General features: G+C 58.7%; 26 protein-coding genes. 21 read left to right on the top strand and 5 right to left on the bottom strand.

Features of this window, described 5'->3' with window-relative positions; translation table 11 throughout:
- Nucleotides 1-64: 64 nt before the first annotated feature.
- From HNR46_RS07430 to HNR46_RS07420, 3 genes are all read left to right on the top strand, one after another.
- A complete protein-coding gene (locus HNR46_RS07430) occupies nucleotides 65-850 on the top strand; it encodes a hypothetical protein (RefSeq protein ID WP_184017353.1) in 786 nt (261 codons plus the stop codon).
- A gap of 44 nt (nucleotides 851-894) precedes the next feature.
- Nucleotides 895-1,710, top strand: a complete 816-nt coding sequence (locus HNR46_RS07425; protein WP_184017351.1) for a coiled-coil domain-containing protein — start codon at nucleotides 895-897, stop codon at nucleotides 1,708-1,710.
- 77 nt (nucleotides 1,711-1,787) lie between these two features.
- Nucleotides 1,788-1,976, top strand: a complete 189-nt coding sequence (locus HNR46_RS07420; RefSeq protein WP_184017349.1) for a hypothetical protein — start codon at nucleotides 1,788-1,790, stop codon at nucleotides 1,974-1,976.
- An 18-nt stretch (nucleotides 1,977-1,994) separates the two neighbouring features.
- On the opposite strand, the gene HNR46_RS07415 is transcribed toward HNR46_RS07420, so the two are convergent.
- Nucleotides 1,995-2,435: a 23S rRNA (pseudouridine(1915)-N(3))-methyltransferase RlmH gene (locus HNR46_RS07415; RefSeq protein WP_184017347.1), complete on the bottom strand. Its 441-nt coding sequence runs from the start codon at nucleotides 2,433-2,435 to the stop codon at nucleotides 1,995-1,997.
- Nucleotides 2,436-2,514: 79 nt separating this feature from the next.
- Here HNR46_RS07415 and HNR46_RS07410 point away from each other — a divergent pair, with 79 nt between their 5' ends.
- Nucleotides 2,515-2,823: an EF-hand domain-containing protein gene (locus HNR46_RS07410; RefSeq protein WP_184017345.1), complete on the top strand. Its 309-nt coding sequence runs from the start codon at nucleotides 2,515-2,517 to the stop codon at nucleotides 2,821-2,823.
- A gap of 91 nt (nucleotides 2,824-2,914) precedes the next feature.
- Here HNR46_RS07410 and HNR46_RS07405 read toward each other — a convergent pair whose 3' ends face one another.
- Nucleotides 2,915-4,495 carry a glycine--tRNA ligase gene (locus HNR46_RS07405; RefSeq protein ID WP_184017343.1) on the bottom strand — a complete coding sequence of 527 codons (1,581 nt, stop codon included), beginning with the start codon at nucleotides 4,493-4,495 and terminating at the stop codon, nucleotides 2,915-2,917.
- A gap of 36 nt (nucleotides 4,496-4,531) precedes the next feature.
- Nucleotides 4,532-5,575, bottom strand: a complete 1,044-nt coding sequence (locus HNR46_RS07400; protein WP_184017341.1) for a sulfite exporter TauE/SafE family protein — start codon at nucleotides 5,573-5,575, stop codon at nucleotides 4,532-4,534.
- 102 nt (nucleotides 5,576-5,677) lie between these two features.
- On the opposite strand from HNR46_RS07400, the gene HNR46_RS07395 reads away from it, so the two are divergent.
- Nucleotides 5,678-6,220: a DNA-3-methyladenine glycosylase I gene (locus HNR46_RS07395; protein WP_184017339.1), complete on the top strand. Its 543-nt coding sequence runs from the start codon at nucleotides 5,678-5,680 to the stop codon at nucleotides 6,218-6,220.
- A gap of 70 nt (nucleotides 6,221-6,290) precedes the next feature.
- Here the strand turns inward: HNR46_RS07395 and HNR46_RS07390 are convergent, their stop codons facing one another.
- Together HNR46_RS07390 and cls are read right to left on the bottom strand one after the other, a co-directional pair.
- The gene (locus HNR46_RS07390; RefSeq protein WP_184017337.1) at nucleotides 6,291-7,706 is read right to left on the bottom strand and encodes a DUF4139 domain-containing protein; all 1,416 of its coding nucleotides are present in this window, start codon (nucleotides 7,704-7,706) and stop codon (nucleotides 6,291-6,293) included.
- Nucleotides 7,707-7,795: 89 nt separating this feature from the next.
- Nucleotides 7,796-9,226, bottom strand: a complete 1,431-nt coding sequence (gene cls / locus HNR46_RS07385) for a cardiolipin synthase (protein WP_221285065.1) — start codon at nucleotides 9,224-9,226, stop codon at nucleotides 7,796-7,798.
- Between the two features lie 773 nt (nucleotides 9,227-9,999).
- Here cls and HNR46_RS07380 point away from each other — a divergent pair.
- From HNR46_RS07380 to HNR46_RS07305, 16 genes are all read left to right on the top strand, one after another.
- Nucleotides 10,000-10,590 (top strand): HNH endonuclease, encoded by a 591-nt coding sequence (locus HNR46_RS07380; protein ID WP_184017335.1) that lies wholly within the window; start codon nucleotides 10,000-10,002, stop codon nucleotides 10,588-10,590.
- A 150-nt stretch (nucleotides 10,591-10,740) separates the two neighbouring features.
- Nucleotides 10,741-11,322: a GNAT family N-acetyltransferase gene (locus HNR46_RS07375; RefSeq protein WP_184017333.1), complete on the top strand. Its 582-nt coding sequence runs from the start codon at nucleotides 10,741-10,743 to the stop codon at nucleotides 11,320-11,322.
- Nucleotides 11,300-12,826, top strand: coding sequence for an RtcB family protein (locus HNR46_RS07370; protein WP_184017331.1), 1,527 nt, complete (start codon nucleotides 11,300-11,302; stop codon nucleotides 12,824-12,826). The genes HNR46_RS07375 and HNR46_RS07370 overlap by 23 nt, the downstream gene beginning before the upstream one ends.
- Before the next feature lie 52 nt (nucleotides 12,827-12,878).
- On the top strand, nucleotides 12,879-13,283 hold the full coding sequence (locus tag HNR46_RS07365) for a DUF2721 domain-containing protein (RefSeq protein ID WP_184017329.1): 405 nt from the start codon (nucleotides 12,879-12,881) through the stop codon (nucleotides 13,281-13,283).
- 4 nt (nucleotides 13,284-13,287) lie between these two features.
- On the top strand, nucleotides 13,288-14,376 hold the full coding sequence (locus tag HNR46_RS07360; RefSeq protein ID WP_184017327.1) for an alpha-hydroxy acid oxidase: 1,089 nt from the start codon (nucleotides 13,288-13,290) through the stop codon (nucleotides 14,374-14,376).
- A gap of 19 nt (nucleotides 14,377-14,395) precedes the next feature.
- On the top strand, nucleotides 14,396-15,775 hold the full coding sequence (gene xseA, locus HNR46_RS07355) for an exodeoxyribonuclease VII large subunit (protein ID WP_184017324.1): 1,380 nt from the start codon (nucleotides 14,396-14,398) through the stop codon (nucleotides 15,773-15,775).
- Between the two features lie 7 nt (nucleotides 15,776-15,782).
- Complete coding sequence (gene aat, locus HNR46_RS07350) at nucleotides 15,783-16,343, top strand: leucyl/phenylalanyl-tRNA--protein transferase (RefSeq protein ID WP_184017322.1); 561 nt, start codon at nucleotides 15,783-15,785, stop codon at nucleotides 16,341-16,343.
- A gap of 67 nt (nucleotides 16,344-16,410) precedes the next feature.
- Nucleotides 16,411-18,549, top strand: coding sequence for a hypothetical protein (locus HNR46_RS07345; RefSeq protein ID WP_184017320.1), 2,139 nt, complete (start codon nucleotides 16,411-16,413; stop codon nucleotides 18,547-18,549).
- Between the two features lie 77 nt (nucleotides 18,550-18,626).
- Nucleotides 18,627-19,808: an ADP-forming succinate--CoA ligase subunit beta gene (gene sucC / locus HNR46_RS07340; RefSeq protein ID WP_184017318.1), complete on the top strand. Its 1,182-nt coding sequence runs from the start codon at nucleotides 18,627-18,629 to the stop codon at nucleotides 19,806-19,808.
- A gap of 22 nt (nucleotides 19,809-19,830) precedes the next feature.
- Complete coding sequence (locus HNR46_RS07335; protein WP_184017316.1) at nucleotides 19,831-20,232, top strand: VOC family protein; 402 nt, start codon at nucleotides 19,831-19,833, stop codon at nucleotides 20,230-20,232.
- Nucleotides 20,233-20,264: 32 nt separating this feature from the next.
- Complete coding sequence (sucD, locus tag HNR46_RS07330; RefSeq protein ID WP_184017314.1) at nucleotides 20,265-21,161, top strand: succinate--CoA ligase subunit alpha; 897 nt, start codon at nucleotides 20,265-20,267, stop codon at nucleotides 21,159-21,161.
- A 283-nt stretch (nucleotides 21,162-21,444) separates the two neighbouring features.
- Nucleotides 21,445-22,458: an AAA family ATPase gene (locus HNR46_RS07325; protein WP_246417982.1), complete on the top strand. Its 1,014-nt coding sequence runs from the start codon at nucleotides 21,445-21,447 to the stop codon at nucleotides 22,456-22,458.
- Between the two features lie 67 nt (nucleotides 22,459-22,525).
- Nucleotides 22,526-23,464, top strand: coding sequence for a DUF58 domain-containing protein (locus tag HNR46_RS07320; RefSeq protein ID WP_184017311.1), 939 nt, complete (start codon nucleotides 22,526-22,528; stop codon nucleotides 23,462-23,464).
- Nucleotides 23,461-24,015 carry a DUF4381 family protein gene (locus HNR46_RS07315; protein ID WP_184017309.1) on the top strand — a complete coding sequence of 185 codons (555 nt, stop codon included), beginning with the start codon at nucleotides 23,461-23,463 and terminating at the stop codon, nucleotides 24,013-24,015. The genes HNR46_RS07320 and HNR46_RS07315 overlap by 4 nt, the downstream gene beginning before the upstream one ends.
- Nucleotides 24,012-25,022 (top strand): vWA domain-containing protein, encoded by a 1,011-nt coding sequence (locus HNR46_RS07310; RefSeq protein ID WP_343076021.1) that lies wholly within the window; start codon nucleotides 24,012-24,014, stop codon nucleotides 25,020-25,022. Before HNR46_RS07315 ends, HNR46_RS07310 begins: the two co-directional genes overlap by 4 nt.
- A gap of 6 nt (nucleotides 25,023-25,028) precedes the next feature.
- The coding region (locus HNR46_RS07305) for a vWA domain-containing protein (protein WP_184017304.1) at nucleotides 25,029-26,564 on the top strand (1,536 nt) is incomplete at its 3' end.

Here is a 26,564-nt window from a genome sequence, read left to right as displayed (position 1 = left end):
CCGGGGGTGGATGGGTCTCCCTAATTTCCGGGCCCAAGAAACCCACCTTCCCAAAAAAAATTCCATGGCCAACATCCTTGCCATCATCAGCGCGGTGCTGCTTGCCGCATCCGCCTACATTGCCTTCAAGAACAAATCTGCCCTTGAAACCGAAGTGGATCGTCGTTCCGCTGCCGAATCGACGTTGAGCCAAAATCAGGCCACATTGACCGGACTTCAAGGGGATCGTGACGATACGATCGCAACTCGCGAAGACGTCGAATCCCAAACGCTCGTCAAAAAGGACGAGGAGACCGCCACTCAGACGACCAATGCCGAACTTAAGTCCGGCCTTGAGGAGAAGAAGTCGGAGTCGGAAAAGAATGCAGCACGCATTTCGGACATTAAGGCTCAAACCGATGAGCTGGGCGATATCCAAGAGATCGCCGGCAAGATTCGCCGCCTCAAGGAAGAGATCGCCTCCGCTGAGGACAGCCGCACCAGCCTCAAGGCGACGCAGGCCAACCTGCTTTCCGAGCGCAATGGCACTCAGGAAGTCATCGCGGATTACAACAAGATCAACCGCGACTACTCCAACAAGAACTCCTTCTTCGAGTCCGCTCAGATCAATTCGATCTTTGGCCCTTGGGGTTTCGTGACCATCTCGGCGGGCAACTCCGCGGGTGCCGTCGCAGGTTCCACGCTGAGCGTGGTGCGGGACGGTGAGACCATCGCTAAGCTCCGCGTCCGCACCGTCGAGGCCGGCCGGGCTTCCGCCGATGTGATCCCCGGTTCCCTCGCCGAAGACACCACTTTGATGGTGGGTGACCTCGTGAAGCCGGTTGCCGCTGAAACCTCCGAAGGCAACTGATCCGGTTTTCGATCCCTTTTAAAAGCCCCATTGTTCCATCACACATGAAAGCCCTTTTTTACGTCATTGCCGTTCTCGGCACCGGAGTCGCGGCGTTTTTCTCCGCCTCCAACAAGAAGGCCCTCAGCGAGCAGCTCGAGTCCCATGAAGCGACGGTGAGCAACAACCGCCGGGTTTCTGCGAACATCGACAAGACTCAAGCCGAGCTCGACGATGAAAATACCAAGCTGACGACTGCCAACGAAGAATTGGCCGTGGTTGAAGCCAGCATCTCGACCCTCAAGTCCGATCAATCCAGCATCAAGCGCGAGATTGCGACGGTGGAAGGGGAGCTCGAAGAGCAAAAGGCCACGCTCGCCGAGGCCGAAAAGGCTCGTAAGGAAATCGAGGCCGCCCTCGCAAGTCTTGGGATCACCGGTCCGGTGACCATGGAAAGCATCCAAGAGAACATTCGCACTCTGACCGATAAGCAGAAGGAGCTGAATGCCGAAGTGGAAGAGCTGACCAACAACAACGAAGCCGCCGAGAAGAGCATCGCTCAGAACCGTGAGGAGATTTCCCGCCTTTCCCGTCGCAAGTCCGAGCGGGATGCCCGGATGGGACGCAATGCGATGTCCTCCGTGGTGACCGGTGTCGACCAAAACTACGGTTTCGTGATCATTGGCGCGGGCACGACCAGCGGCTTCAAGCCTCAAACCCGCCTGCTGGTGACCCGCAATGGTCGCCGCATCGCAGAAGTGACGCCTTCGAGCATTGAGTCCACCCAGACTGTGGCTGAGATCGACTTCGATTCTCTCGCTCCAGGAGTGGTGATCCAGCCGGGTGACACGGTGATTCTCGCCGAGCCGGCCACCAACTGATCCACTTCCTTAGCGGACACTGCTTTTTCCGACCTCCGTGCGCTTGAAACGCACGGAGGTTTTTTTATGTTCCCGCCATGCGACTTTTCACTCTCTCCGTGATCGCCTTCAGCTGCCTTGGATTTAACGCCTGCACGTCAGACCCGGATTTGAATCCGAAGCCGAAGGTGCCGCCGTCGACTTCCAATCAGCTGCCTCACAATCGTCCGGTAGCCGGACAAGGCGCTGGGCAACTTGGAGCACTGCCGATGCAGCAGCGGCGCTGAGCCTGGAGTTCGCGCGAGTTAGCGGTGGTAGGGCTCTCCTTTGCGGAGAGTGGCTACCCGATAAATTTGCTCAAGCAGGACGACCAATGCGATCTCGTGTTGCAGCGTCAGGCTGGAGAGCTGCCAGATGCGGTTGCTGGCTCGTCTGAGGGACTCGGTATGTCCATCGGAGGCTCCGATGAGAAAACTAAGGGTTTTGACTTCGCCCCTCTGTTCGAGTTCCTCGAAAACGTCGGCCCATTGTTGGGTGGTCAGCGCTTCCCCCCTTTCGTCAAGGGCGATGCGATGGTGTCCTTCGCTGCGGGCGAGAAGTTGGGCGGATACGGTTGCGGAATCCCCGGCCTTGAGAATGATGAGTTCGACGTGGCCGTAGCGGCGCAGACGCTTGAGGTAGTCGTCCACACCTCGTTTGGCATGATCGAGGGCGGGCTTTCCGGCGACGTAAACTCGGATTCGCATGGGAGGAAGTGAAAAGAGGACGCTGTGGTTTGGCGAGTCGGAGCTTGCGGAGCGATTTCCTGGGCTATAATCCCGGATCATGAAGCCAATGTTTCCGCTGTTTCTGCTGCTCGCCGCCTGTGCGTCTGAAGCTCCTCACTCGGAGGAAGCTCATAATCGCAAGGTCATGGCGTTGCAGGAGAAATTTGATCGATTTGACTACGACGCCAACGGCGAGTTGACGAAGGCCGAAGTGGCGCAAGGAGTGCGGGAAAGTGGTGTGACGGGCGTGACCGAGGCGGATCTCGATGCTTTGATGAAGCATTACGATGTCAACCGGGATGGCGGCATTTCCCGTTGGGAAACTCAGCGGGCGATCGATAGTCCTCTACCGGAAGACCTGCATTGAGCGGTTGGAGACCCTGTTGGGTGTAAGCAAAAACGGGGCGAGATCGCCCCGTTTTTGAGAGTTGGAGATGGGGCCACCAGACCCACCCGGGTTAGCGGATGCGGTCGAGGAGCCAGCTGAGCAGGCCATCGATGGGCAGGCGTTCCTGTTCCATGGAATCGCGATGGCGGATGGTGACGGTGCCTTGATGCTCAGGGCCATTTTCGCCGATGGTGTCGAAGTCCACGGTGATGCAGAAGGGGGTTCCCACTTCGTCTTGGCGACGGTAGCGGCGGCCCACGGCACCCCCGTCGTCATAGAAGACGGTCATCCAGGGTTGCAGGGTCTTTTGGATTTCGCGGCACAGGCGGACCTGCTCTTCGTTCTTTTTGAGGAGCGGGAAGATGCCGACCTTGATTGGGGCCATGCGGGGCGCGAAACGCAGGACGGTTCGGACGTCCTCCTTGCCCTTTTCATCGGTCAGGGTTTCTTCGTCGAAAGCTTCGCAAATCATCGCGAGCACGGTGCGATCGCAGCCAGCGGAGGGTTCGACGACATGAGGCAGGAAGCGCTCTTTGGTTTCCTCGTCGAAGTACTCCAAGGGGCGGCCAGAGCCGGTCTGGTGGACGCCCAGATCGTAGTCGGTGCGGTAGGCAACGCCTTCGAGTTCCTGAATGCCAAAGGGGAACTCATATTCGATGTCGTATGTCTTCATCGAGTAGAAGGCGCGCTCGCCGTCCGGCACATCCAGAATGTGGAGTTTTTCCCGTGGGATGCCGATTTCCTCATAGAAGCAAAGGCGGGATTCAAGCCATTCATCGGTGAGGCGGAGGCCATCTTCCGGGCGGCAGAAGTATTCGATCTCCATCTGCTCGAATTCGCGACTACGGAAGGTGTAGTTGCGGGGATTGATTTCGTTGCGGAAGGATTTTCCCACCTGAGCAATGCCGAAGGGCAGCTTGACTCGATTCGAGTCGAGGATGTTCTTGTATTGAACGAAGATGGATTGAGCCGTTTCCGGGCGGAGGAAAGCCACGGCGTTCGGGTCGTTTTCATCGGCCGAGGCTCCCATGGTCGTCTTGAACATGAGATTGAAGTCACGCGGCTCAGTCAAAAGAGAGCCATTCTCGGGATTGAAGCGAGTGGTGCCAGTGAGTTCCTCGCGCTTGTCCTCGATGAGTTCCAATTCCTTGGGCGAGACCTTTTTGTCCGGCATGAACGAACCGTAGAACTGGCGGGCTGTTTTCTTGGCCGAATCGGCGTCCTTGCCAGCGGGGACGAGGACGGCGAATGCTTTGTCGGTGGACCAAGCGGACGCCTCGTGGCGAGCGCCCGAGTACCAGACAGCCGTGCCATCCTGCGGAGGGATTTGGTCGGCACGCAGGCGGGCTTTCGAAAGCAAGCAATCGGACATCGGGTCGCTGAAACCGTCAAGGTGACCGGAAGACTTGAGAACTTGCTTCATGGTCAGGATCGCCCCATCCATGCCGAGCACGTCGTCGCGCTCCTGCACGGTTTTGCGCCACCAATAGTCCTTGAGGTTACGCTTAAGTTCGGCGCCGAGTGGACCGTAGTCCCAGCATCCGTTGAGACCGCCGTAAAGTTCGCCGGCTTGGAAGATGAAGCCGCGGCGTTTGCAGAGGGAGACGATCTTCTCCATGCGGACGGGGTCGGTATGCTCCTTGTTGGCCATGATGTTCTGCGGAAATGGTTTGGGCCGGGGAGAAAATCAGTCCGGATCGGCGGGGGCAAGGCGCGATTCGTCTGGATCAGAATCACCGCGTAAGCCGCGGCGGTCGAAGCGAGCCCCCACACGATGGAGAATCTCGAAACCGGCATTGAAGGTCAGCACGCCCGCAATGCCCCCCAGAAGTCCCAGGCCACCGAGCTGCGACCATTCGTCGCGCAGGGTCCAAAGAAACTGGACGATGCAGAGCACGGAGACGCCATAAAGGGTGGGCGTTCGGCCGATTTTATCGACAACAAAGGCGCCCAGTGGAGCTCCGAGGGCGACGATTGGAGCTGCTGCGAGCCAGTTTTCGAAAACTCCGGGTTGAAAGCCACTCGTCAGGCTCTTGGTGGCGACTCCAATGACCGAGTTGGCGGCCATTAGGATGACCGAGGTGGGGATGGCGATTTTCAGGTCGGCTTGGCAGAGCAGAACGAGCACGGCGTAGATGACCATGTCGATGCCGACACCGGTGAGGGCCGCCACTCCGGAGCCCGCAAACAGGCCGATCATCAGACCTGCGGTGCGGTCGAAGCGATGCGCTCCTGGCGCAAGTCCCTCATGGCGGGTGATTTCTCGGAGCCGATAGAGGTGCAGGACGCCGAAGGAGCACCACACGACGGCAAATAGGAGTTTGATGAAAAGCGACGGCACATGCGGGGCAATGAAAAGGATGCCGAAGGGGGTGCCGATGAGTGAGCCGAGCACCGCCCAGCGGAGCATGGGCCATTCGACCGGTTGCCGACGGCATGCGATCAGGATCGAGGCGCTGGTCATGCCGATGCTCTGGATCGCGAAACTGAAATCTCTTCCGAGGGTGGCAGGTTCACCGAAAAGGAGCACGAGGATGGGAAATCCCACGGTGCCCCCGCCCATTGGAGTCGCTCCGGCGCAGTAGGAGCCGAAGATCATCGCGATGGCGATTCCAAGATGCTCGCGCACCGTATGTCCGTGGTTGCCGACCAGCACGATTCCTAGCCAGACGGCGTAGAAGACACCGAGCCAGAGAAACCAGGGGAGGAGGGGACGACGGGATGAAGGCATGGCGATGGGTCCCGAAGGCATAGCCGAGCGTGGTGGCGGGTCGAGGGGGAAATCTGCGCGGAAAGATGGACGGTCGCGGCCAAGGCTGGCAGCCTGGGCGGCATGACGCGTTGCCTATGGGTGCCGGAAGACAAGCCCTTGTATGTGGACTATCACGACATGGAGTGGGGAGTGGCGTCTCGCGATCCTCGGCATCTCTTCGAGATGATCTGCCTCGAGGGCGCACAGGCGGGGCTCTCGTGGTGGACCGTGCTCCAGAAGCGTGCGCGTTACCGTGAGGTCTTCCACCATTTTGAGGTGAGCAAGGTGGCAGAAATGAGCGATTCCGAGTTGGAGGGGCTCCTTGAGGACCCTGGGATCATCCGTCACCGAGGGAAGGTGATGGCCTTCCGGCAGAACGCCAGGGCCTGGCTGGAGCTCGACGACCCGGTGGAATGGATTTGGAGTTTTGTCGGAGGGGAGACCGTGGTGAAGCGGCCGCGCACGATGGCCGAGGTGGTTGCCACCTCCGCAGAGTCTGATGCGATGAGCAAGGCGATGAGAAAGGCCGGCTTCAACTTTGTGGGATCGACCACTCTCTATGCCTTCATGCAGGCCGTGGGAATGGTCGATGAGCACTCAGTCGATTGCTTCAGGAGCCGGTGATTTTTGAATGCATTTGGCGCCCCTTTTGGGATGGGGTGCCGAGGGTTTCAATGACCGGAGAGGGGCCGAATCACCAAGTATAGTGAGCGGCGTAGTTGAGGGTCTTTTCCTCGTCAGGTTGGAGATTCACCGTGAATTCGATGGTCTGCGCATCCTGCTTTTCGAAAGGGAGGGAGGGGTTTTCAATGGTCCAATTGGCACCTCTCCATAGGTGCTCTCGGACGATGATGGTCTTGGCTTCTTTGGAGCGATTGCGGAGCTGAACTTCCACGGTCTCACGCATCCATTTTTGACGCTCGTTGCTTTCAAAATTGGCAATTTTCCGCTCGCCGACGAGATCGAAGGCGTTGCCTGTGTAGATGCTTAGTTGTTCATGCCGGGCGGTATGGTCGATCTGGTTTTCGCCGACGAATTCCAGATTCCCGTCGGACGAGTCTTCGCGATAAAAGCGAACGCGTCCTGCAGGCAGTGGAACTCCTAAGCCGTTGTCTTCATCATTCCGAAACTCCCAGTAGATGGCGACGTCCTTGGGAAAGGTCTGACCTTGGCTGGGCTGGGTTTGGATGCCGCCGTAGTAGCGGAATCCTGAGGCACCATCGTAGATGTATTTCTTGGTCGCGTGAACTTGGGGGGATCGCAGGAACTCGACCTGTTTGGTTTCTTTATCCCGGATGGTGAGAGCCCGCGGTAGGGTGTAGAGGTGGAAATCGTCGAAAGCTTTCTCCTGAACTTGCGCGGCAGCGGCCGATTCGGGGTGGATGGCATTCTTTCTCATCAGGGTGCGAACGTCGCTCTCCATCACATTCACATCGCCAGCGACCAGCTTGACCTTTGCCTGATCGAAACCGGTTCCTGAGTGGTTGCTGAGAGTGATCCAGCCGGCCAGGGTGACGGATTCTCCTTTCTCGGGGGCAACCAGATTGTAGTCGGCCTCCCAGGTGAAGCCACCTGTGAGGTAGGACAGTTGAGCATCGAAGTTCGCAGCCTCCGGAGCGGAGATCTGCCAACTGAGTGTCGGACGAAGGATGGAGCCGTCGCCGAGGTTGGGGAATAGCGGTTCTCCGGGGAGGGAGAAGAGCAACTTGCCTTCGACTTCGATGATGGGTTCGGTTGGAGATCCGCCGGGGACGTATCCAGAGCGGACAATTTTCCCTGGGATCAGATCGACCCGGCCATCGGGATAGGTGTGGCTGAACTCGATGCTCTGTCCCTCGAACTGTTGAAGCAGTAGCCAGCGGCTCACTGGGTCGTTGCGGTATGATTGTTCGAGGAGGGAGAAGGGATGGGAGCCGGCGGGATCGCGGAGGACGACGGAGTCGGCTTGGACCTGAGCTGTGGCGCGATCAAAGGTGATGGCATTTTCGCCTGCTTCGAGATGAAGGGGAAGGGTCTCTCTCACCACAGCGAGGTTGCGATTGTAGATCGTAAGGGCCGTTTCCGCAGAAGCGGCGGTGATCAGGGCAGTGAAAAGGAGTGATGCTCTCATGCTACCCTCCATTGAAGCGGGGAAGGAAGATTGTGACAGGGGATTTTGAAAAACTTGTTTTCTTGGGAGATCGCGGCTTGCGCCCGGGGTCATAGGACGGGGGCTGCCAAGCGTGCGGCGCGGGCGGCGATGCGGAAGCCAAGAGATCGTCCGGTAAAATCTTCGACTTGGGCTTCCACGGCTTGTTCGAAATCCTGCTCCAGCATGTGGCCGACTTCATCAATGAATGCGAGGTCGGTGCTGACGGCGGTGATTTCGAAATTCAGGCGGAAGGAACGGTTGTCGAGATTCGCGGTGCCGACAAAAGCGTAGCGGTGGTCCACCAGCATGGCTTTCTGGTGAAGGAAGCCTGCCTGGTAGCGGAGGATACGGATCCCAAACGGGAGGGTCTCCTCGTAAAATGTGGGTGCTGCCAACCAAACCATGAGGTGGTCGGCTTTTTCGGGAATGAGAATCCGCACATCCACGCCTCGAATGGCAGCTGCCTGAAGTGCGGTGAGGACGCCTTGATCCGGGACGAAGTAGGGTGAGGCGATCCAAAGGCGCTGGCGCGCGGTGTTTGCCGACTCGGCCACCACGAGTTGCCAGGAATCGGCGGGGTCGGCCGGGCCGGTCGGTAAAATAGCTGCCGCTTGGTCGGACGGTTCTTCGTGGGAATCCCAGTGGAGATCTGGGCGACGAGGAGCCGCCCAATTCCAATCTTCGAGAAACACAATTTGCACGGCCTGCACACACGGCCCACGCAGGCGAAGATGGGTATCGCGCCAATGTCCAAACCGTTGATCGCGGCCCAGATATTCATCGCCGACATTGAGTCCACCGACGAAGGCTTCGCGACCGTCGGCCACGACGATTTTTCGGTGGTTGCGGAAGTTGATCTGCAGTCTCGACCACCAATGGCGGTTGGTGCCGAAGGAATGGCATTCCACGCCGGCTTCGCTGAGTTCGTCGAGGAACGTTCGCGAGAGCTTGTGGGAGCCCACCTCATCAAAAAGGAAATAGACGGCGACACCCGCCCGGGCCCTTTCGCATAGGGCCTCCTTGAAGCGCTGTCCCACGCGGTCGTTTTTGACGATGAAGAATTCGACCAGCAGGTAGTGGCGGGCCGTCCGGATGGATTCAAAGATGGCTTCGAAGGTCCGGTCTCCATCGATCAGGAGTTCGAGGTGATTGCCGCGGGTGAAAGGAAGTCCTCCCAATTGAGCGGCGGCGCGACCAAATGGATCGTCGGGTTGAATCTCGAATTGGCGGAGCCGGCGATGCATGTCGTCGGAAAGTCGCCGGAGTCCTGCGTCCTCGGCTCGTCGGGCGCGGATGTACCCGGCAAATTTTTGACGCCCGGCAATCCAGTAGAATGGAATGGCCACCCATGGGGCGACGATCATGCAGACAATCCAGGCAATGGTCCCTTGGGAGGTGCGGCCGCGCATCAGGACGTGTAGCACATGCAAGAGGCCGACCCCGTGAAGGCAGGCGATGCCCACGGCGAGCAGAGGGGCGATCCATTCAGGGTGTTCCACGCGCCGAGTTTACCGGTCGAGGCAGAGATTCGGCAATATCGCAGGGAAGGAATCCGTGCATAGGGGGCGAAGGTCCGCGAAAGATTCGAGAAAATGATATTGAAAAAGCAACTGGGGTGTTGACATGGGCGGGATCGATAGATAGTGCTCCGCCAGCAAAATCAATCTGCTCCTAGCACCATGTTCCTGCATCGTTCATCCAGTCCAACCAAACCTTGCCGCATGCGCGGGGAGTGGTTCGTCGATGGCGGGTATGCAGGGCATGCCATCACGCGGATCGAGGCCCCCATCCAGAATGGTAAGGAGGTGTCGAATCCGATGCATCGAAGAAATCCGGAAAGTAGGGATGGGTTGATATGACGACCCACACGAGTCAGAAGACCCGAGCTGTGACGCCCCGCTTTCCGCAAGGAAACGGGGCTTTTTCTTTATCCCCAGCGACCTTCCGGAAAGACACCCGACCCTGCGCAGCCATTTTACCCGAACTTCGGAAGCTCCAAGCCTCCTCATCCGTACGGCTCCGCCACCGATCCAACATCGCCTCAACGACCGTTTGGGGCTTCCTGACATCCGGCGCGCCACCCGCGCTCTGGGGCCATTTGAAAGACTTCCGGTGTCTTCATGAAGATATTCGAAGTGCCTCCATCTCTGTGTCTTTGTTGTTACATGAAAAGATAAGCAATCGGTCCTGATTCTTGCCTGGCTTTGACTGGGCATCTTCGGGCCGGAACCTCCCTCGAAATCCGGATTCATCCCCACGACCTCCCACTGCCATGACTGACAGCATCCTTCATCGAACCAGCGTTTTGGTGCTGAACCGCCACTGGATGGCCATCGATGCCATTTCACCCGCGGAAGCTTTCAGCCACCTCGTTTCGGGCACTGCCCGAGCGATCTGGATTGAAGAGGGTGCCTTTCAGCCGATGGAATGGGAGCAATGGTCGGTGCTCGACGTGCCGGAGGATCTGCCATCAGTGGGGACTCCGCGTGGGCGCATTCGGGTTCCTACGGTGATTCTCCTTCATCAGTTTGATCGGGTGCCGATGGTGCGTCCGGTCTTTGGATTCAGGGGGATCTGGGAGCGTGACGGAGGACGTTGCCAATATACCGGTCGGACTCTCCGGCCGGACGAGGCGAACATCGACCACGTCATTCCGAGGTCACGAGGCGGGGTGGACGATTGGGAAAACTGTGTGCTTTCCGATCGCCGAATCAATACCCGCAAGGGAGCCCGAACTCCGGAAGAAGCGGGACTTCGGCTGCTCTCGGTACCGAAAACGCCAAAGGCCGTGCCTGCCTCGCTGCGGATCCGGAATTCGTGGAAGATCGAGGACTGGAATTACTTCCTCAAGTTCTCGGTCTAAGCGGTTCCCGGAGCATCGGCACCCACCCAAGCATCGCCCCCCCGGCTTCCGGAGGGAGGTGACCCCGCGGCCCGTCACGGCGGGCTGCTTTTCGTCCCCCTATGGTCAGGGAGAGCCGTGTTCGCTCCCTGACCTTAATTTGAATCCATCATGAAGACTTTTTTGACATCTCGATTGAAACTGCGTCCTCCGTACGAGGAGGACATCGACGTCATCACCCATCTGCTCCAAGAACGCAGAGTGGTGGAAATGCTCAGTGTGGTTCCATGGCCCTATGAGCGACGCCATGCGGAGGAATGGCTGACGGCCATTCGCAAGAAAGAGGAGGAAGGCTGTTGGGAAACTTTCGTCATCGTCCTCCGGGAAACCGATGCCCTCATCGGGGCAATTGGACTTCACCCCGAACCTGGGAAGCCGTGGGGAATGGCGGGCTATTGGCTCGGCATCGACCATTGGGGACAGGGATATATGACCGAAGCCCTGACCGAGATGCTTCGCTACGGGTTTGAGGATCTCGGGTTGCGGCGCATCGAAGCCTATCACTTCAGCGGGAACCCTGCCTCGGGACGGGTCATGGCCAAGGCGGGAATGGGCTTCGAAGGTGTCCAGCGGCTACGCTCCCAGAGACTGGGAGAACTGTGTGACCGCGTGAATTATGGAATGATTGATGAGGATTGGCGGGCCGCCCGAAAGAGTTCGCAGACGCCCCATGAAAGTAATCACGAAGAATGACCTGATCGCGGCCGGCTATTTGCCGGGTCCGCGATTGGAGGCGATGCTTGAGAAGCTCGCCGAATACCGGACCCGTGGGATCACGAGTCCGAAATATCTCATCAAGTTGCTGAAGCGGGAATTTGGCGATCCAGTTCCCAAGCCCACACTTCGGGATTCTCCCTTACCTTGGGCGGAGGCGATTCGTGCTGAAACCCGGGAAGAGAGGGAGAATCTCACTCGCGTTCGTCGGCAGATGGACCAGCTCCTGAGAACTCCGGTTCTCATCGGAGGAGCGATCATGCCGGACGCCTGTCCTGCTGGGACTGCCGAGGCCACCCTCCCGGTGGGTGGGGTGGTGGTGGCGCAGAACGCGATTCTTCCCGCGGCGCATTCCTCGGACATCGGGTGTTCGATGTTTGCGACGTTTTATCGGGCAGAGGGTGATCTGGCTGTAGAAATGGATGCTCTGACCCATGCCACGCGAATGGGTCAGGGCCAGCGTGCTCCCGAGGATTGGGTCGACGATCCGGTGCTTGACGAGCCTGTGTGGGAGAACCGCTTTCTTTACGGTTTGCGAGAGAGAGCCCGGGCCCAGATCGCCGATCAGGGGGATGGCAACCATTTTGCTTTTCTTGGCGAGGTCGAAGTTCGTCCTGAGATGCGGGCGCTGTTGCAGCTTACCGGGCATGGAGACCTGGCATCTGCTCTGCCGATCGGGCACTATCGGGTTCTGGTCACGCACCATGGATCCCGCAGTCTGGGCGCCCATGTCTACAAACGGGGACTTGCAGCTGCGGTGAAACATGTCGCGCGGCAGGCGGCGGGCATCCCCGATGCGGCTGCTTGGCTGGATGCGGATTCGGAGGACGGACGCGAATATTGGGAGGCCCTTCAATATGTCTCCCGTTGGACGCGAGCGAACCACCGGGCGATTCATCGTCGATTCCTTGAAGCCATTGGTGGGATCGCCAAGGCGGAGGTGGGGAACGCCCACAATTTCGTGTGGCGGAGGGGGGATCTTTTCTATCACGGAAAGGGTGCCACTCCGGCGTGGCGGGATGATCAGGGCCGACCGCAACTTGGCCTGATTCCCCTTAACATGGCAGAGCCGATCTTGTGGGTGTTAGGAGCGGACCATGAGGCGTATCATGCCTTTGCCCCTCACGGGGCGGGCCGCAACCTTTCGCGAACGGCCCTGCGGCGTCGCTATCGGGAGGAGGAGAGCCGCAGCAAGATCTTGGCTGAGAGCACGGCGGGCCTGGATGTCCGCTGGTATTGCGGAAAGCCGGACCTCAGTGAGCTACCTTTCGCCTACAAGGACGCGCGGACCGTGAGGGAGCAGATTGAGGCCTATCAGCTCGCTGAAGTGATCGCCGAGATCCATCCTCGAGGTTGTCTTATGGCGGGAGATTCCGGCCGTTCCTGGCGCGATCGGGAAGAGGTTCTCACTCCCAAGCAAAAGCGTCAGATCCAACACCGGAAGGAACGCCGGCAGATGAACCAGGAGATGCGGGAGTGGTGAAGAAAGCGACGTCCCCTTTTGCCAATCACGAGTCTTCGGGGTAAAGGGGGGCGTGACGCTTGAAGTCTCCACACCGGCCCTGCTTTTTCCGGCCATCAGCCTGCTTTTTCTCTCCTTCACCAATCGCTTTCTTCACCTTGCGGCGTTGATTCGGCAGCTGCATGCCAGCTGGTTGGAAAGGAGAGACGAGACGCTGATGGCGCAGATTTCGAATTTGCGGAAACGGCTGACATTGATTCGATGGATGCAGGTGCTGGGGGCGATCAGCTTGTTCCTGTGCGTGGTGTCGATGGTGTCGGTGGTCGGTGGCTTGCAGGTGATTTCGGTGTTTTGTTTCGCGGCTGCGCTGGTTCTGATGGGGGGATCGCTGGTGTGTCTGCTGCTGGAGGTTTGGATCTCAGGGGGGGCGCTACGCATTCTGTTGAGCAATCTGGAAGAGCATTGTCGGGAATCCTGAAGTGATGAAGACTTGTCTCGAACGCATTCCCCAAGACGTGGTGGCTCTCTGCGACTATGAGCGTTTGGCGCCGGAATTCCTTCCCCCGGATATCTGGGCCTACCTTGCCGGAGGAGCTGCGGATGAGAGGGGATTGAAGGTAAATCAGGAGGCGTATCGGCAGTGGTCGATCCAGCCTCAAGTGCTCGTTGAGATGCATGGGGCGAGTTCGACTCTCCAGTTGCGAGGAGGCCAACTCCCCCATCCGTTTTTCATCGCTCCGATGGCAGCGCATCGACTGTTTCATGCGGAGGGTGAGCTTGCCACGGCCCTCGGCGCCGCGGCGATGGGAGCTCCGCTGGTGATGAGTTGTCGGGCCAGTACGCCGATTGAGGCCATGCCCCGTCATTTGGGAGTGCCTTTGTGGTTCCAGCTGTATGTCCGCAAGGATCGTGAGTTCATGTTGGGGCTTGTTAGGCGTTTGGAGGATGCGGGTTGCGATGGTTTGGTGGTGACGGTGGATGCGCCTGTCAGTGGCATTCGAAATCGAGAACAGAGGGCTGGGTTCCGATTTCCTGAGGAAATCGAAGCTCCCCATTTGGTGGGAGAGCCGGCATGGCCGGTCGTGGAATCGGTTTTGGATCCCCGCTATCTCGCGGAGCTGCCGACTTGGGAGGACCTGATCTGGTTGAAGAATCAAACGCGTTTGCCCGTCTGGTTGAAAGGGGTGTTGAGTGTTGCCGATGCCCAGCGCGCGGTCGAAGCGAGTTTCGATGGGTTGGTGGTCTCGAATCATGGCGGTCGCACACTGGATGTGCTGCCTGCGCCCTTGAAGGTTTTGCCAGAGATTTCCCGAGAGGTTGCCGGGCGGATTCCCGTGTTGGTCGATGGTGGAATCCGGCGTGGCACGGATGCTTTCATCGCGCTCGCTCTGGGTGCGGATGCGGTGATGGTGGGGCGACCGATGCTCTACGCTTTGGCGGTTGCGGGGGCTGTGGGGGTGGCGCATGCGCTGCGCATTCTCTGCCACGAACTGGAGGTGGCGATGCTGCTTGCGGGGTGCCCGACGCTCCCGTCGATCCGCGGGCGGGTCCGTCCGGTCATGAAAGGTTGATGGCGAGGCGTGACGGGGCATGATCCCCGTTGTGGATCTTTTTTCATCGAAATCATCTCGCGAACCGCAGGCGTTGAGCGTCACCCAGCTCGTCCGCCGGATGAAGAACCTGCTGGAAATTCAACTGGGGGAACAGTGGGTGGAAGGCGAGGTTTCGAACCTCCGGAAACAGGGCAGCGGACATTGGTATTTTTCCCTGAAGGATGAAGGTGCCCAGATTTCCTGCGTGATGTTCGGGGCGCGCCGGAAAGCGGGATCCGAGGCGTTGGAGGATGGAGCCAAGGTGCGAGTATTCGCAGAGCCGAGTGTCTATGAGGCCCGCGGCCAGCTGCAGATCATCGTTCAGAAAGTCGAGCGCGCCGGATTGGGGGATCTGCAGGCGCGATTTGAGGCGCTCAAGCGCAAGCTGGAGGCGGAGGGGCTTTTTGCCGCAGAGCGGAAGCAGGAGTTGCCCGCTTTTCCACGGGTGGTGGGGTTGGTGACGTCGGCGACCGGTGCCGCGATCGAAGATATATTGAACGTGATGGGCCGGCGGGCACCTTGGGTGAAACCCGTGCTTTTTCCGGTGCGAGTGCAGGGGAAAGGAGCCGAGAAAGAAATTGCCGAAGCCATTCGCAGGATGGGGGAACCGGAACGGTTCGGTCTGCCACGGTGCGACCTGCTAATCGTTGGCCGTGGGGGGGGATCCTTGGAGGATTTGTGGAATTTCAACGAGGAAGTCGTGGCTCGGGCCATTGCTGCCTGCCCGATTCCGGTGCTGTCGGCGGTGGGCCATGAAATCGATTTCACGATTGCCGACTTCGTTGCGGATCGCCGGGCTCCCACTCCCAGTGCTGCGGCTGAAATGGCGGTTCCTGATGGGGAGGCGTTGCGACAACGGATCGAAGGATTGGAGAGGCGCCTGAAGCGTCGCGTCTCTGAACGCATCGAGCGGCTGGAGTTGGTTCTGGAGAATGCCCGTCGCGGCGTGCTTTCCCGCGGGGGTGATCGACTGTTGCGTGAACCGGAAATGCGCCTCGATGGACTTCGCTACCGATTGGTCCGTCAGGTTGTGGCGAGGTGGCGCCAGCAACGGGCGGAGCTGAAAGCTCTGGATTTGCGTTTGGCGGTAATGAAACCGGAGCGCCAGGTCACTCAGCGACGGGAACTCCTCGAGGGATTGCGACGTCGCATCGATCGTGCCGCCCGTGTTCAACTGGAAGATCGCGCGGCGCAAGTCAGTCATCTCGGAGGTCTGCTAAAGGCTCTGGGGCCTCAGTCGGCATTCGACCGCGGCTTTTCAATCACCCTCGGACCCGATGGGAAAGTTGTTCACAGCGTGCATTCGGTACAACCCGGAGAGGTGATTCAAACAAAGGTTTCCGACGGCGATATTCACAGTTGTGTACAAGCTTCCTGAGTCGGGTATGATTGCCCCTGAGCTACTTCTGAACGCTTATTCACAAGGGATTTTTCCCATGGCGGAAGCCGGTGAAATTCATTGGTTTTCACCGCATCGCCGTGGCCTGATTCCCTTGGATGAACGCTTCCATGTGCCGAAAGGTCTCAGGCGGACTTTGAAGAAGTGTTTGTTCGAAGTCCGTTTTGATACGGCTTTTGGGGAGGTTGTGAAAAGCTGTGGAGAACGTGTGGAAACCTGGATCGACGATCAAATTGTCGAAAGTTATCAACAGCTTTTTCACCTTGGGTTTGCTCATTCGGTGGAATGTTGGGACGCCGAAGGTTTGCAGGGTGGGTTGTATGGCGTGGCGATCGGGCGCGTCTTTTTTGGCGAGAGTATGTTCTCGCGGAAAACTGATGCTTCGAAGGTCGCCCTGGTGCATTTGGTGGAGCGCTTGCGCGAGGCGGGTTTCGTTCTGTTGGACACCCAGTGGATGACCGATCATTTGCGGACTTTTGGAGGATACGAGGTGCCGCGGGATGAGTACCTGAGAATGTTGGCGGAAGCGTTGGGCAACGAAAGCTGACGGAATCGTCGGACAGAAACTCGGTGGAGGGAGGCGTAAGGGGGGGATGCGATGGAGTGGGATTCTCATGGTATCGGCGTGTGCACAGGCGACTTTGGCGGCAGAGTCGCCTCCTGCCTTTCCTCGGGATCCAAAGCAGAGCGACGAGCGCACCTGTTTCCAGACATCGGAATTTTGGAGTCCGAAAGGGAACCTTCGTTCGGATGTGGCCCTGGTGTATGGTATCGGAGAACGATTGACCGAACGGATCGAGTCCTGGCGCAAGCGGGGCTACGACATTCACGTCATGACCGGGGTGGCGTGGGGAAATTATCAGGATTACCTCTACGGGCGCTTTGATGGAGAGAACCACGTCGATAACGCCCAGACCGATCGCCATGGTAACAAGATCAGCCACGGCGGCGACGTCTACTACATGTGCCCTGCGGCGAACTTCGGTGAGTTTTTGGCCAAGGGGGTGGAGGAAGCCCTGATGGCGGGAGCCACGGGCATCCATTTGGAGGAGCCTGAATTTTGGGCACGGGCGGGCTACTCGGATGGATTCAAAAGGGAATGGAAAGACTACTACGACGAGGAATGGCAGGCTCCTCATGGATCGGTCGAGGCCCAGTGGAAGGCATCGAAGCTGAAGTACTTTCTTTACCGTCGTGCGCTGGCTCAGGTTTTTGCCCGGGTGGATGCGTGGAATCGGGAGCACGGCACCGATGTGAAGTGCTACGTGCCGACGCATAGCCTCCTGAACTACGCTCACTGGCATATTGTCAGCCCGCAATCGAGCCTGGCACGGATCGACGGTTGTGACGGCTACATTGCCCAAGTTTGGACCGGTACCTCCCGGACGCCCAATCGATATCGGGGTGTGAAGCGGGAGAGAACCTTCGAGACGGCGTTTTTGGAGTATGGGGTCATGCAGAATCTGGTGCGTTCCACTGGACGGCGAGTGTGGTATTTGAACGACCCGGTGGAGGACAATCCGCGCCATGACTGGACCGATTATCGAACTCATTGGGAGTCCACTCTCACGGCCTCGTTGTTGCAGCCGGAAGTGTGGCGATTTGAGGTGGCACCGTGGCCCGAAAGAGCCTTTGGCGGGCGCTATCCGCGGAACGCTCCAGAGGACCAACGTCAGGGCATGCCACCCGACTATGCCACAGAACTGCAGGTGGTGATGTCGGCTCTGGCCGACATGAATCAGGAGCAGGTGGAGTGGGACAGCGGAACTCGAGGCATTGGGGTGCTGGTGAGCGATTCGCTGATGTTCCAACGCGAGGATCCGGCGCCGAGCGATCCGGACATGGCACACATTTATGGCCAAGCTCTGCCGCTGGTGAAGCGAGGGATGCCGGTGGAACCTGTGCAGCTGGAAAACGTCGGGATCGAGGGTTTTCTGGATCCCTTCAAGGTGCTGACACTCACCTACTCGGGTCAGAAGCCGCTGTCTTCCGAGCCCCATCAAGCTCTCGCCCAATGGGTTCGCCAAGGGGGAGAGTTGGTGGTGGTGGACGATGATGCCGATCCGTATTTGGCGGTTCCCGAGTGGTGGAATGATGGAGGGAAAAGACCACGCAGTCCTCGACTCGATCTTTTTGAGCGCCTCGGTCTCGCGGACGAGGAATTTGTGCAGGCAGAAGGCCGACGAGTGGAAGTGGGTGAGGGTGCTGTCGTCTGGCTCAAGGAGAATCCCGCGACCTTTTCGGATGATGCTGCCCGCGATGACCAATGGGTTGGCGAGGTTCAGGCTGCGGCGGAACACGCCGGTTTGGAATGGCGCACGACCTCGCATTTGATGCTTCAACGGGGGCCCTATCGAGTCGTCGCGGGTCTTGATGAGTCGCCGACTGAGCGCGCGACCGTTCTGGAAGGCCGCTGGATCAATCTGTTCGATCCTCGTTTGGAGGTGCAGCCGCGTTTTGAAGTTCAGCCAGGCACTCGGGCTCTGTTGCTTGACTTGCAGGCGATTCCCCAGTCGCCCGGACCGCGGGTATTAGCTGCCGGATGCAAAGCTTTGCCAAGGGAAGGCCAGGAGGCAGCGTGGACCATCGAAGGGGTCGGAGACACTCCCGGAGTCCTGCTGGTGGCCAGCTCGAATGTCCCGTTGCGGGTGGAAGTCGATGGTGAGGAGGTTTCTTGGGAATCTCACGACGGACTTTGCTGGATTCGCTTCCGCAATGAAGCCCGGCCTCGGGTGCTAAGAATGGTTTTCTGACCGAGGAAGGGGGCTGGAGGGGATTGTGCCTTGACCGGCCGATGGCGGCCTTTCAGCGTCGCCCAACTTTTCGCGTCATGAACATCCACGAGTATCAGGCCAAGGAGCTTTTCGACCAATTTGGAGTCCCTAGCCCGAAGGGGAAGGTCGCCTCAACGCCTGAGGAAGCCGCTGCGGCCGCCCAGGAGTTCGCTGGTGCAAAGCTGGTGATCAAGGCGCAGGTCCACGCCGGTGGCCGGGGCAAAGGCCATTTCAAAAACGGTTTTCAGGGTGGGGTGCATCTCATTGAATCTCCCGACCAGGCGGCTGAATTTGCGAGCAAGATGCTCAATGAGACCTTGGTCACCGTGCAAACGGGTGAAGAAGGCCGTTTGGTGCGCAAGGTGATGGTTGCCGAGGCGGTCGACATCACCCACGAATACTACCTTTCTATCCTCATGGATCGTGCCACTTCGCGGCCCGTGATCGTTGCGTCCACCGAGGGGGGCATGAGCATTGAGGATGTTGCCCACGACACACCGGAGAAAATCATCCGCCACCATGTGCACCCGCTGTTGGGACTTCAGCCCTACGAGCTGCGCAAGCTCTCGGCTGAGCTGGGCTTCCATGGTGAGCAATCGAAGGAGTTCTGCCGTCTTGTTGCCAAACTCTATAAATTGTTCCTGACCTGCGATTGTTCGATGGTGGAAATCAATCCGCTGGTCTCCACTCCGGATGGCCGCGTGCTGGCTCTCGATGCCAAGTTTGGTTTCGACGACAACGCTCTTTATCGTCACCCCGACATTGTGGCGATGCGTGATCCGGAGGAGGAGGATCCCCGGGAAGTGGCGGCTTCGGAGTTCAACCTCAACTACATCGGGCTCGATGGAAACATTGCCTGCCTCGTCAATGGAGCCGGTCTTGCCATGGCCACCATGGACATCATCAAGCACTACGGCGGGGAACCGGCGAACTTCCTCGACGTGGGAGGTGGTGCGACCAAGGAGCAGGTCACTGCGGCCTTCAAAATCATTCTCGGGGATCCCAACGTGAAGGGCATCTTGATCAACATTTTCGGTGGCATCATGGACTGCAACGTGATTGCCGAAGGGGTGATCGCTGCCGCCAAGGAAACCGGCTTGCCGATTCCTCTGGTCGTCCGTTTGGAGGGAAACAACGTCGAAGCCGGAAAGGCGACGCTCGCCGCCAGCGGGCTGGACATTACCTCTGGTGATACCATGGCGGACGCTGCCAAGAAGATCGTTGCCGCAGTCGGCTGAAGCGTTTGCTCCCCTTCCTTGCATGATCGGCATTGGGATTCAAGAAGCTGCCTTTACCGGTTACCCGGCCACGGACATGGCCCGGGCCCGCCGGTTTTATGGGGAAACTCTGGGACTTCCCGAGGGCCATGTCTTCGAAGATCAAGGGGAACTGCATTGGCTGGAATTCACCATCCCCGGCGGTCACACTCTGGCCATTGCTCGCGCCAATGACCAATGGCGACCTGATGCGAATGGCGGTGGCATTTGTTTCGAAGTTGCCGACCTCGATGCTGCCGTAACGAAACTTCAGGCCGAGGGCGTCACGATCGTGATGCCGATCCAGGAGTTTCCGATTTGCCGTATGGCACTGATTGCCGATCCGGATGGCAACACCCTCGCCCTCCACCAAAAGAAGCCGAATCATCCTGAGTGCGCTCACTGAGCGTCGAACCTTTCTAACGATATCATAACATCATGGCCATCCTCGTTGACGAAAACACCAAGCTCCTCGTCCAGGGCATCACGGGCAGCTTTGGCGCCCGCCACGCCAAGCTATCGCTCGAATACGGCACCAAGCTCGTCGCCGGGGTGACCCCGAGCAAAGGCGGCCAGACCTTCGAAGGGCAGGTGCCGATTTTCGACACTGTTTCACAAGCGGTTGCGGCCACGGGTGCTACGGCTTCCGCGATCTTCGTCCCGCCGCCATTTGCGGCCGATGCCATTCTTGAAGCGGTCGACGCCGGTGTCGAGCTGGTGGTGGCGATCACGGAAGGCATCCCTGTCATGGACATGATGCGGGTCAAAGCTGCCCTTCAAGGCTCCAAGGCTCGACTGGTGGGTCCAAACTGCCCGGGCATCGTGACTCCCGGACACGGAGACAAGTCTCACGGGGGATGCCGTATCGGGATCTCTCCGGGCTACATCCACAAGCGGGGCAATGTCGGGGTCGTATCGCGTTCAGGCACTCTCACCTATGAGGCGGTGTTCCAGCTCACTTCGTTGGGTTATGGTCAGAGCACCTGCGTGGGCATCGGTGGAGACCCGATCAATGGCACCTCGCACCTCGACGTGCTCCAGATGTTCAACGACGACCCGGAAACCGAGGCCATCATCATGATTGGAGAGATTGGTGGTACCGCGGAAGTCGAAGCAGCGCGTTGGGCGGCTGAACATTGCAAGAAGCCGATCGCGGGATTCATTGCTGGAGCCACAGCGCCTCCCGGCCGCCGCATGGGGCACGCTGGTGCGATCGTCGGTGGAGAGGAGGACACGGCCCAAGCAAAGAAGCGGATTCTCGCCGAGTGTGGGATCGCCGTGGCTGAAACTCCCAGCGACATGGCGACGACCTTGCTCGAAAAGTGGGGTAAGTGAACCAGCTCGGGTCCACATGAGGCCCATGACGAATCTATTTTAGAGGGCGCGATTTCGGTCGCGCCCTTTTTTCTTTTGGCAGAAGGAGTCCGAGGCAGGAGCGGATTCTCAATCCTTGAGTTTCCTGCCTGGCAAGACCGCTAAGACCGGCGTCCGATCCGTTCACTCCCGCAGCGAAGAATCGGAGGTGATGCTTGGTTCTTTCCAGAGAGTGGGGAAGTTTCTTAGGCAAGGGGGACGGGAGGCTAACGCTCCTGATGTTGGAAAACGAACGCGACGATTCATGACTTTCGAGACAACGGAGATGAAGCCCGCGGCAGAGCGGGTCACGGAGGAAGAAATTCAGCAGGCATCCCAGTGGGTGATTCCCTTGCGGGCCGAGATCGGGCGCCATCTCATCGGTCAACAGGACTTGGTGGATCGATTGATCGCGGTGCTGTTGGTTCGAGGGCATGTGCTTTTGGAAGGGGTTCCCGGGCTGGCGAAGACTCTGGCTCTCAAGACGCTAGCTCAGTTGGTCAGCGCGAATTTTCGGCGGATACAGTTTACGCCTGACATGCTGCCCGCGGATATTGTGGGCACCCAGATCTTTGATCCTCGCGCTGCCCAATTCGAGGTGAAGCACGGACCGGTTTTCGCGAATTTTATCTTGGCGGATGAGATCAACCGGGCTCCTGCCAAGGTGCAGAGTGCCTTGTTGGAGGCGATGCAGGAGAAGCAGGTGACGATTGGAGAACAGAGTTTCCGCTTGCCAGAGCCGTTCTTCGTGATGGCGACGCAGAATCCTCTGGAACAGGAGGGAACCTATCCTTTGCCAGAGGCGCAACTCGACCGTTTCATGATGAAGGTGATCGTCGACTACCCGACGATGGAGGAAGAGATGGCGGTGATTGATGTCGCGGCGAGTACCCAGGAAATGGCCAAGCCGGTGCCGGTGGTAACGCTCGATGTGATTGCCCAGGCGCAACAGGTGGTCAATCGGGTCTATCTCGATGAAAAGGTGAAGCGCTACATCGTGAGCTTGGTGCACGCGACCCGGAAGCCGGACGATTTTCAGCTGAAAATCGGGCCCTATTTGCGAGTGGGGGCGTCACCGCGAGCATCGATTGCACTGACTCTTCTCGGGAAGGCCCGGGCATTTCTCGATGGGCGGAACTTTGTAACGCCGCACGATGTGAAATCCGTGGCCCGTGATGTTTTGCGGCACCGAGTGGTGGTTTCGTATGAGGCAGAGGCAGAAGGTCTGGATGCAGAGCATTTCATCCAACAGATTCTCGATGAAATGCCGGTGCCTTGAGGATGGGGACAAGAAAAAGAGCAGGGGAGAGGTGACCAAGAATTTCGTGATGAAGTCCTGAGCAGCGATGGCGAAGTCGAAGAAAGAGCAGCGCGAAGAGGCGGACAATGAGGCGCGTGCAGCGGAAATCATGGCCCGCGTGCGGCGGGTCGATATCCGCACCAGTCGGTTGGTGGACGATCACTTGTCGGGAAGTTACGCGAGTGTCTTCAAGGGGCGGGGAATGGATTTCGACCGGGTGCGCAATTATGTTCCAGGGGATGATGTACGGGTGATTGATTGGAACGTCACGGCACGGACCGGTGAACCGTTCATCAAGATGTTCACGGAAGAGCGGGAATTGACGATCCTGCTGATGGTGGACGTGAGTGCATCGTCGGACTTCGGATCGAGTGAGACGAGCAAACGTGAGATGCAGACGGAGATTGCCGGGGTGTTGGCTTCGTCGGCGATCCGCAATCGCGATAAGGTGGGCTTGGTGCTGTTTTCCGACGAGGTGGAACTTTATAGCCCACCGGTGAAGGGCCGAACGAATATTCTACGGGTGATCCGTGAAGCGTTGTTCTTTCAGCCGACGGGTCGCGGGACGAATCTGTGTGGAGCGTTGGACTTTGTGAATCAAGTGCTGCGGCGCAGGGCGGTGGTTTTTCTGGTTTCGGATTTCCGGCTAACAGGATCGCAGTCTTCTGGGGATCTGCGGCGGAAATTGGCGGTGACGGGTCGGCACCACGATGTGATCGCGATGTCGGTGAATGATCCGCGAGAAGACGAGCTCCCCAATGTGGGAGTGCTTCGAATCGAGGATGCGGAAACGGGTGAAGATGTGGAGTTGGATACGGGGAAGGCCTCCGTGAGGGAGGCGTATCGGCAGCAGGCGGCGCGGCGGCGACAGGAGATGAAGGCGGCCATCGCGGGAAGTGGAGTGGACCATCTGGAGTTCACGAGCGGTGAGGAATGGTTGCCGCAGTTGATGGGATTTTTCAGGAAACGGAGGCACCAATCGTGAAGAGAGGGATCGGGCTTGTGGCGCTGATCGGGCAGTCCATGGCGCAGGAAGGGGGGGATATCCGTGGGCCTAAGCCGATCGTGGAGATTCCGGTTCCCGAGGAACCGACGTCGATCGGGTGGGTGATCGCGATCGCATTGGGTCTGCTTCTCTTGACGGCGGGGATCGTCGGGTGGCTGCGCCGGAAGAAGGGGGTGGTTTTGTCCGCTGAAGAGCAGGCGAATGGGGAGCTGGATCGGTTAGGCCGCGAAGGGGGTAGGATGGCTGCCGGAGTTTTCGCGGAAGCGGCAAGTGGGGTGTTGCGCCGATTCATTGAAAGCCGGTTCGGGATTGCCGCACCGAAGCGGACGACGGAGGAGTTTCTCCGTGAAGTGGCAGGCAACTCCGATGGCTTAGGTGAGCGAGTGGAGGGGTTGCGTCGGTTTCTTCGCGCATGTGATCGGGCGAAGTTTGCGGGCGAAGAGATCGCGGAGAAGGATCGTGAGGCGCTTTTGATGCAGGCGCGGAGTTTTGTGAGGGAGCGGGTGGAGGAAAGGAAGGCACAGGTATGATGGAAACAGCGTTCCAGTTTGCAAACCCAGGGTGGTTGTGGGCACTGTTGGCATTGCCTGTCGTGGCGTGGTTGCGCGGTCGGTCCGGGCGCGCGGTGGCGTTGCGGCTGCCGTCGATTTCCGATGCACGGGAGGTGGGTGGACGTCCTCGTTCAAGGATCGGAGGGTGGTTGCAAGTTTTGCTTTTGTTGGGTTTGGCGTTCTTGGTGGTCGCGTTGGCGCGGCCTCAATTGGGGCGGGGAAGGACGGAGATTGAAACGAGCGGGATTGATATTGCCTTGGCGATCGACGTTTCAGGTTCGATGGAGGCCATGGATTTCAAGCTGGAGGGTCGCCAGGTGAATCGACTGGAGGTGGTGAAGAAGGTGGTGGAGCAATTCGTGGGTGAGCGACCTGGAGATCGCATCGGGATGGTGGCCTTTGCGGGACGGCCGTATTTGGTGAGCCCCCTGACTTTGGATCACGAATGGTTGAAGAAGCGTCTCGATGAGGTGCAGATCGGTCGGGTGGAGGATGGAACGGCGATCGGTTCCGCGATTGCCGCTTCGGTCAATCACCTCCGGGATTCCGATGCGAAATCGCGGATTGTGATTTTGCTGACGGACGGGGTGAACAATGCGGGCGCTGCGAATCCGGTCACGGCTGCCGAGGCGGCGAAGACCTTGGGGATCAAAATTTACACTATCGGAGCTGGAATTGAGGGGCAGGCGCCGATGCCGGTGCGCGATGGCTTTGGGCGCAAGCGGCTGGCGATGATGGATGTGGAAATCGATGAAGACTCATTGCGGGAGATCGCACGGCTGACGGGAGGGCGATATTTTCGGGCAACCGACACGGGTTCGTTGGAAGAGATTTACGATGCGATCAATCAACTCGAGACCACGAAGAGGACGGTGAAAAAGTACGAGGACTACGAGGAGTTGTTTCTCTTCGCCTTGGTGCCGGGCCTGATCCTATTGCTGGCGGAGCGTTGGCTGGCGGAAACACGTTATCGGCATCTGCCCTGAGGACCTATGGACGATATGACATGGCATTTTGCTCAACCGTGGTGGCTGGCGGCCGGTGTTCTGCTGGCGGGGCTGGGGGCGTGGGGATTTGTGATGGCGGATCGTCGTCGTCGTGAGGATCTGAAGAAGTTGGCTCATCCCCGATTCCACGCGCGGTTGGTAGCGGGTTGGTCACCGGCGCTGCGGTGGACTCGGCGGGGATTGTGGTTGGCTGCCTTGCTCGCCCTATCAGGGGCTGCGGCGCGGCCCCAAATGGGCTATGAATGGCGGGAGGTGAAACGACGGGGGATCGATATTCTATTCGCAGTGGATACATCGCGAAGCATGTTGGCGGAGGATTTGGCTCCGAACCGGTTGGAGCGGGCGCGATTGGGGATTCTCGATTTTCTCGGGCAGTTGGAAGGGGACCGGGTCGGACTGATTCCGTTTGCTGGGACGGCGTTTGCGTTGTGCCCCTTGACTCTGGACTACGATGCATTCCGTGAGTCATTGAAGACGCTAAACACAGATTTGATCCCTCAGCAGGGGACTGACTTGGCGAGCGCGATTCACGAGGCGGAGCGATTGTTCGAGGCGGAGGGGAACAACCATCGGTTGATGGTTCTTATCACGGATGGCGAGGACCTGGAGGGAGAAGCTCTGGCGGCGGCGGACGAGGCGGCCCAAAAGGGCACGACGATCTACACGGTGGGCGTGGGTGCGGAAGATGGGCAACTGATTCCCGTGACCGACCGATTTGGCCGGAAAGATTACGTTCGCGATGAAAAGGGTGAGTTGGTGAAGACGAGTTTGGACGCAAAAACTCTGGAAGAGATCGCGGCACGAACGGGCGGACTGTATGTGCCGCTTGGTCGGGGAGCAGAGGGATTGGATGCCATCTACCACCAACGTCTGGCGTTGGTGCCGAAGAGCGAGTTGGCGCAGCAGATGGAAAAAGTGCCACTTGAGCGATTTCAGTGGCCCTTGGGAGTATCGTTGGTGTTGTGGATCGTGCAGGCCATCTTAGGAGAGCGAAAGCGTGAGCGGCGGAAGTTGACCGTTCCTTCCGTGGCGCGACGAGTCCGGCCGTTGGCTCTGGTATGGGTGGCATGCATCTCGGTGGCGGTGGTGCGGGGGAGCGAAGCGGTGGTCGACTACAATGCTGGTACGGAGGCCTATGGTAATGGGGAGTTCGAGTCGGCCGTCGGGAAGCTGGAGAATTCGTTGAATACGTCGGATTTGGAACTCCAGCAGAAGGCGTATTACAATTTAGGGAATGCCCAATATCGCTGGGGGGAGGCGCATCACGCGGACGATCCCAAGAAGACGATGGAGCATTGGGAGAAAGCGTTGAAGGCGTATGAAGATGCCTTGGCACTCCAGCCTCAGGATGCCGACGCCCAATTCAATCGGGATTGGGTGAAGAAGAAGCTGGAGGAACTCAAGCAGCAACAGGATCAGAAGCAGGATCAGAAGCAGGATCAGAAGCAGGATCAGAAGCAGGATCAGAAGCAGGATCAGAAGCAGGATCAGAAGCAGGATCAGAAGCAGGATCAGAAGCAG

Source organism: Haloferula luteola (genome assembly GCF_014201715.1).
GTDB lineage: Bacteria > Verrucomicrobiota > Verrucomicrobiia > Verrucomicrobiales > Akkermansiaceae > Haloferula > Haloferula luteola.
The sequence above is the reverse complement of the archived record's forward strand: the minus strand, read 5'-3'. Positions and strand labels throughout refer to the sequence as shown.

Bases quoted from the DNA above. Each gene is read 5' to 3' on its own strand.
- xseA (WP_184017324.1), top strand. From the start codon at position 14,396: ATGATCCCCGTTGTGGATCTTTTTTCATCGAAATCATCTCGCGAACCG.
- HNR46_RS07420 (WP_184017349.1), top strand. From the start codon at position 1,788: ATGCGACTTTTCACTCTCTCCGTGATCGCCTTCAGCTGCCTTGGATTT.
- HNR46_RS07405 (WP_184017343.1), bottom strand. From the start codon at position 4,495: ATGGCCAACAAGGAGCATACCGACCCCGTCCGCATGGAGAAGATCGTC.
- sucD (WP_184017314.1), top strand. From the start codon at position 20,265: ATGGCCATCCTCGTTGACGAAAACACCAAGCTCCTCGTCCAGGGCATC.
- HNR46_RS07345 (WP_184017320.1), top strand. From the start codon at position 16,411: ATGGTATCGGCGTGTGCACAGGCGACTTTGGCGGCAGAGTCGCCTCCT.
- HNR46_RS07430 (WP_184017353.1), top strand. From the start codon at position 65: ATGGCCAACATCCTTGCCATCATCAGCGCGGTGCTGCTTGCCGCATCC.
- sucC (WP_184017318.1), top strand. From the start codon at position 18,627: ATGAACATCCACGAGTATCAGGCCAAGGAGCTTTTCGACCAATTTGGA.
- HNR46_RS07335 (WP_184017316.1), top strand. From the start codon at position 19,831: ATGATCGGCATTGGGATTCAAGAAGCTGCCTTTACCGGTTACCCGGCC.
- HNR46_RS07310 (WP_343076021.1), top strand. From the start codon at position 24,012: ATGATGGAAACAGCGTTCCAGTTTGCAAACCCAGGGTGGTTGTGGGCA.
- HNR46_RS07380 (WP_184017335.1), top strand. From the start codon at position 10,000: ATGACTGACAGCATCCTTCATCGAACCAGCGTTTTGGTGCTGAACCGC.
- HNR46_RS07325 (WP_246417982.1), top strand. From the start codon at position 21,445: ATGACTTTCGAGACAACGGAGATGAAGCCCGCGGCAGAGCGGGTCACG.
- HNR46_RS07400 (WP_184017341.1), bottom strand. From the start codon at position 5,575: ATGCCTTCATCCCGTCGTCCCCTCCTCCCCTGGTTTCTCTGGCTCGGT.
- HNR46_RS07425 (WP_184017351.1), top strand. From the start codon at position 895: ATGAAAGCCCTTTTTTACGTCATTGCCGTTCTCGGCACCGGAGTCGCG.
- HNR46_RS07370 (WP_184017331.1), top strand. From the start codon at position 11,300: ATGAAAGTAATCACGAAGAATGACCTGATCGCGGCCGGCTATTTGCCG.
- HNR46_RS07360 (WP_184017327.1), top strand. From the start codon at position 13,288: ATGAAGACTTGTCTCGAACGCATTCCCCAAGACGTGGTGGCTCTCTGC.
- HNR46_RS07415 (WP_184017347.1), bottom strand. From the start codon at position 2,435: ATGCGAATCCGAGTTTACGTCGCCGGAAAGCCCGCCCTCGATCATGCC.
- HNR46_RS07395 (WP_184017339.1), top strand. From the start codon at position 5,678: ATGACGCGTTGCCTATGGGTGCCGGAAGACAAGCCCTTGTATGTGGAC.
- HNR46_RS07375 (WP_184017333.1), top strand. From the start codon at position 10,741: ATGAAGACTTTTTTGACATCTCGATTGAAACTGCGTCCTCCGTACGAG.
- HNR46_RS07320 (WP_184017311.1), top strand. From the start codon at position 22,526: ATGGCGAAGTCGAAGAAAGAGCAGCGCGAAGAGGCGGACAATGAGGCG.
- aat (WP_184017322.1), top strand. From the start codon at position 15,783: ATGATTGCCCCTGAGCTACTTCTGAACGCTTATTCACAAGGGATTTTT.
- HNR46_RS07410 (WP_184017345.1), top strand. From the start codon at position 2,515: ATGAAGCCAATGTTTCCGCTGTTTCTGCTGCTCGCCGCCTGTGCGTCT.
- HNR46_RS07390 (WP_184017337.1), bottom strand. From the start codon at position 7,706: ATGAGAGCATCACTCCTTTTCACTGCCCTGATCACCGCCGCTTCTGCG.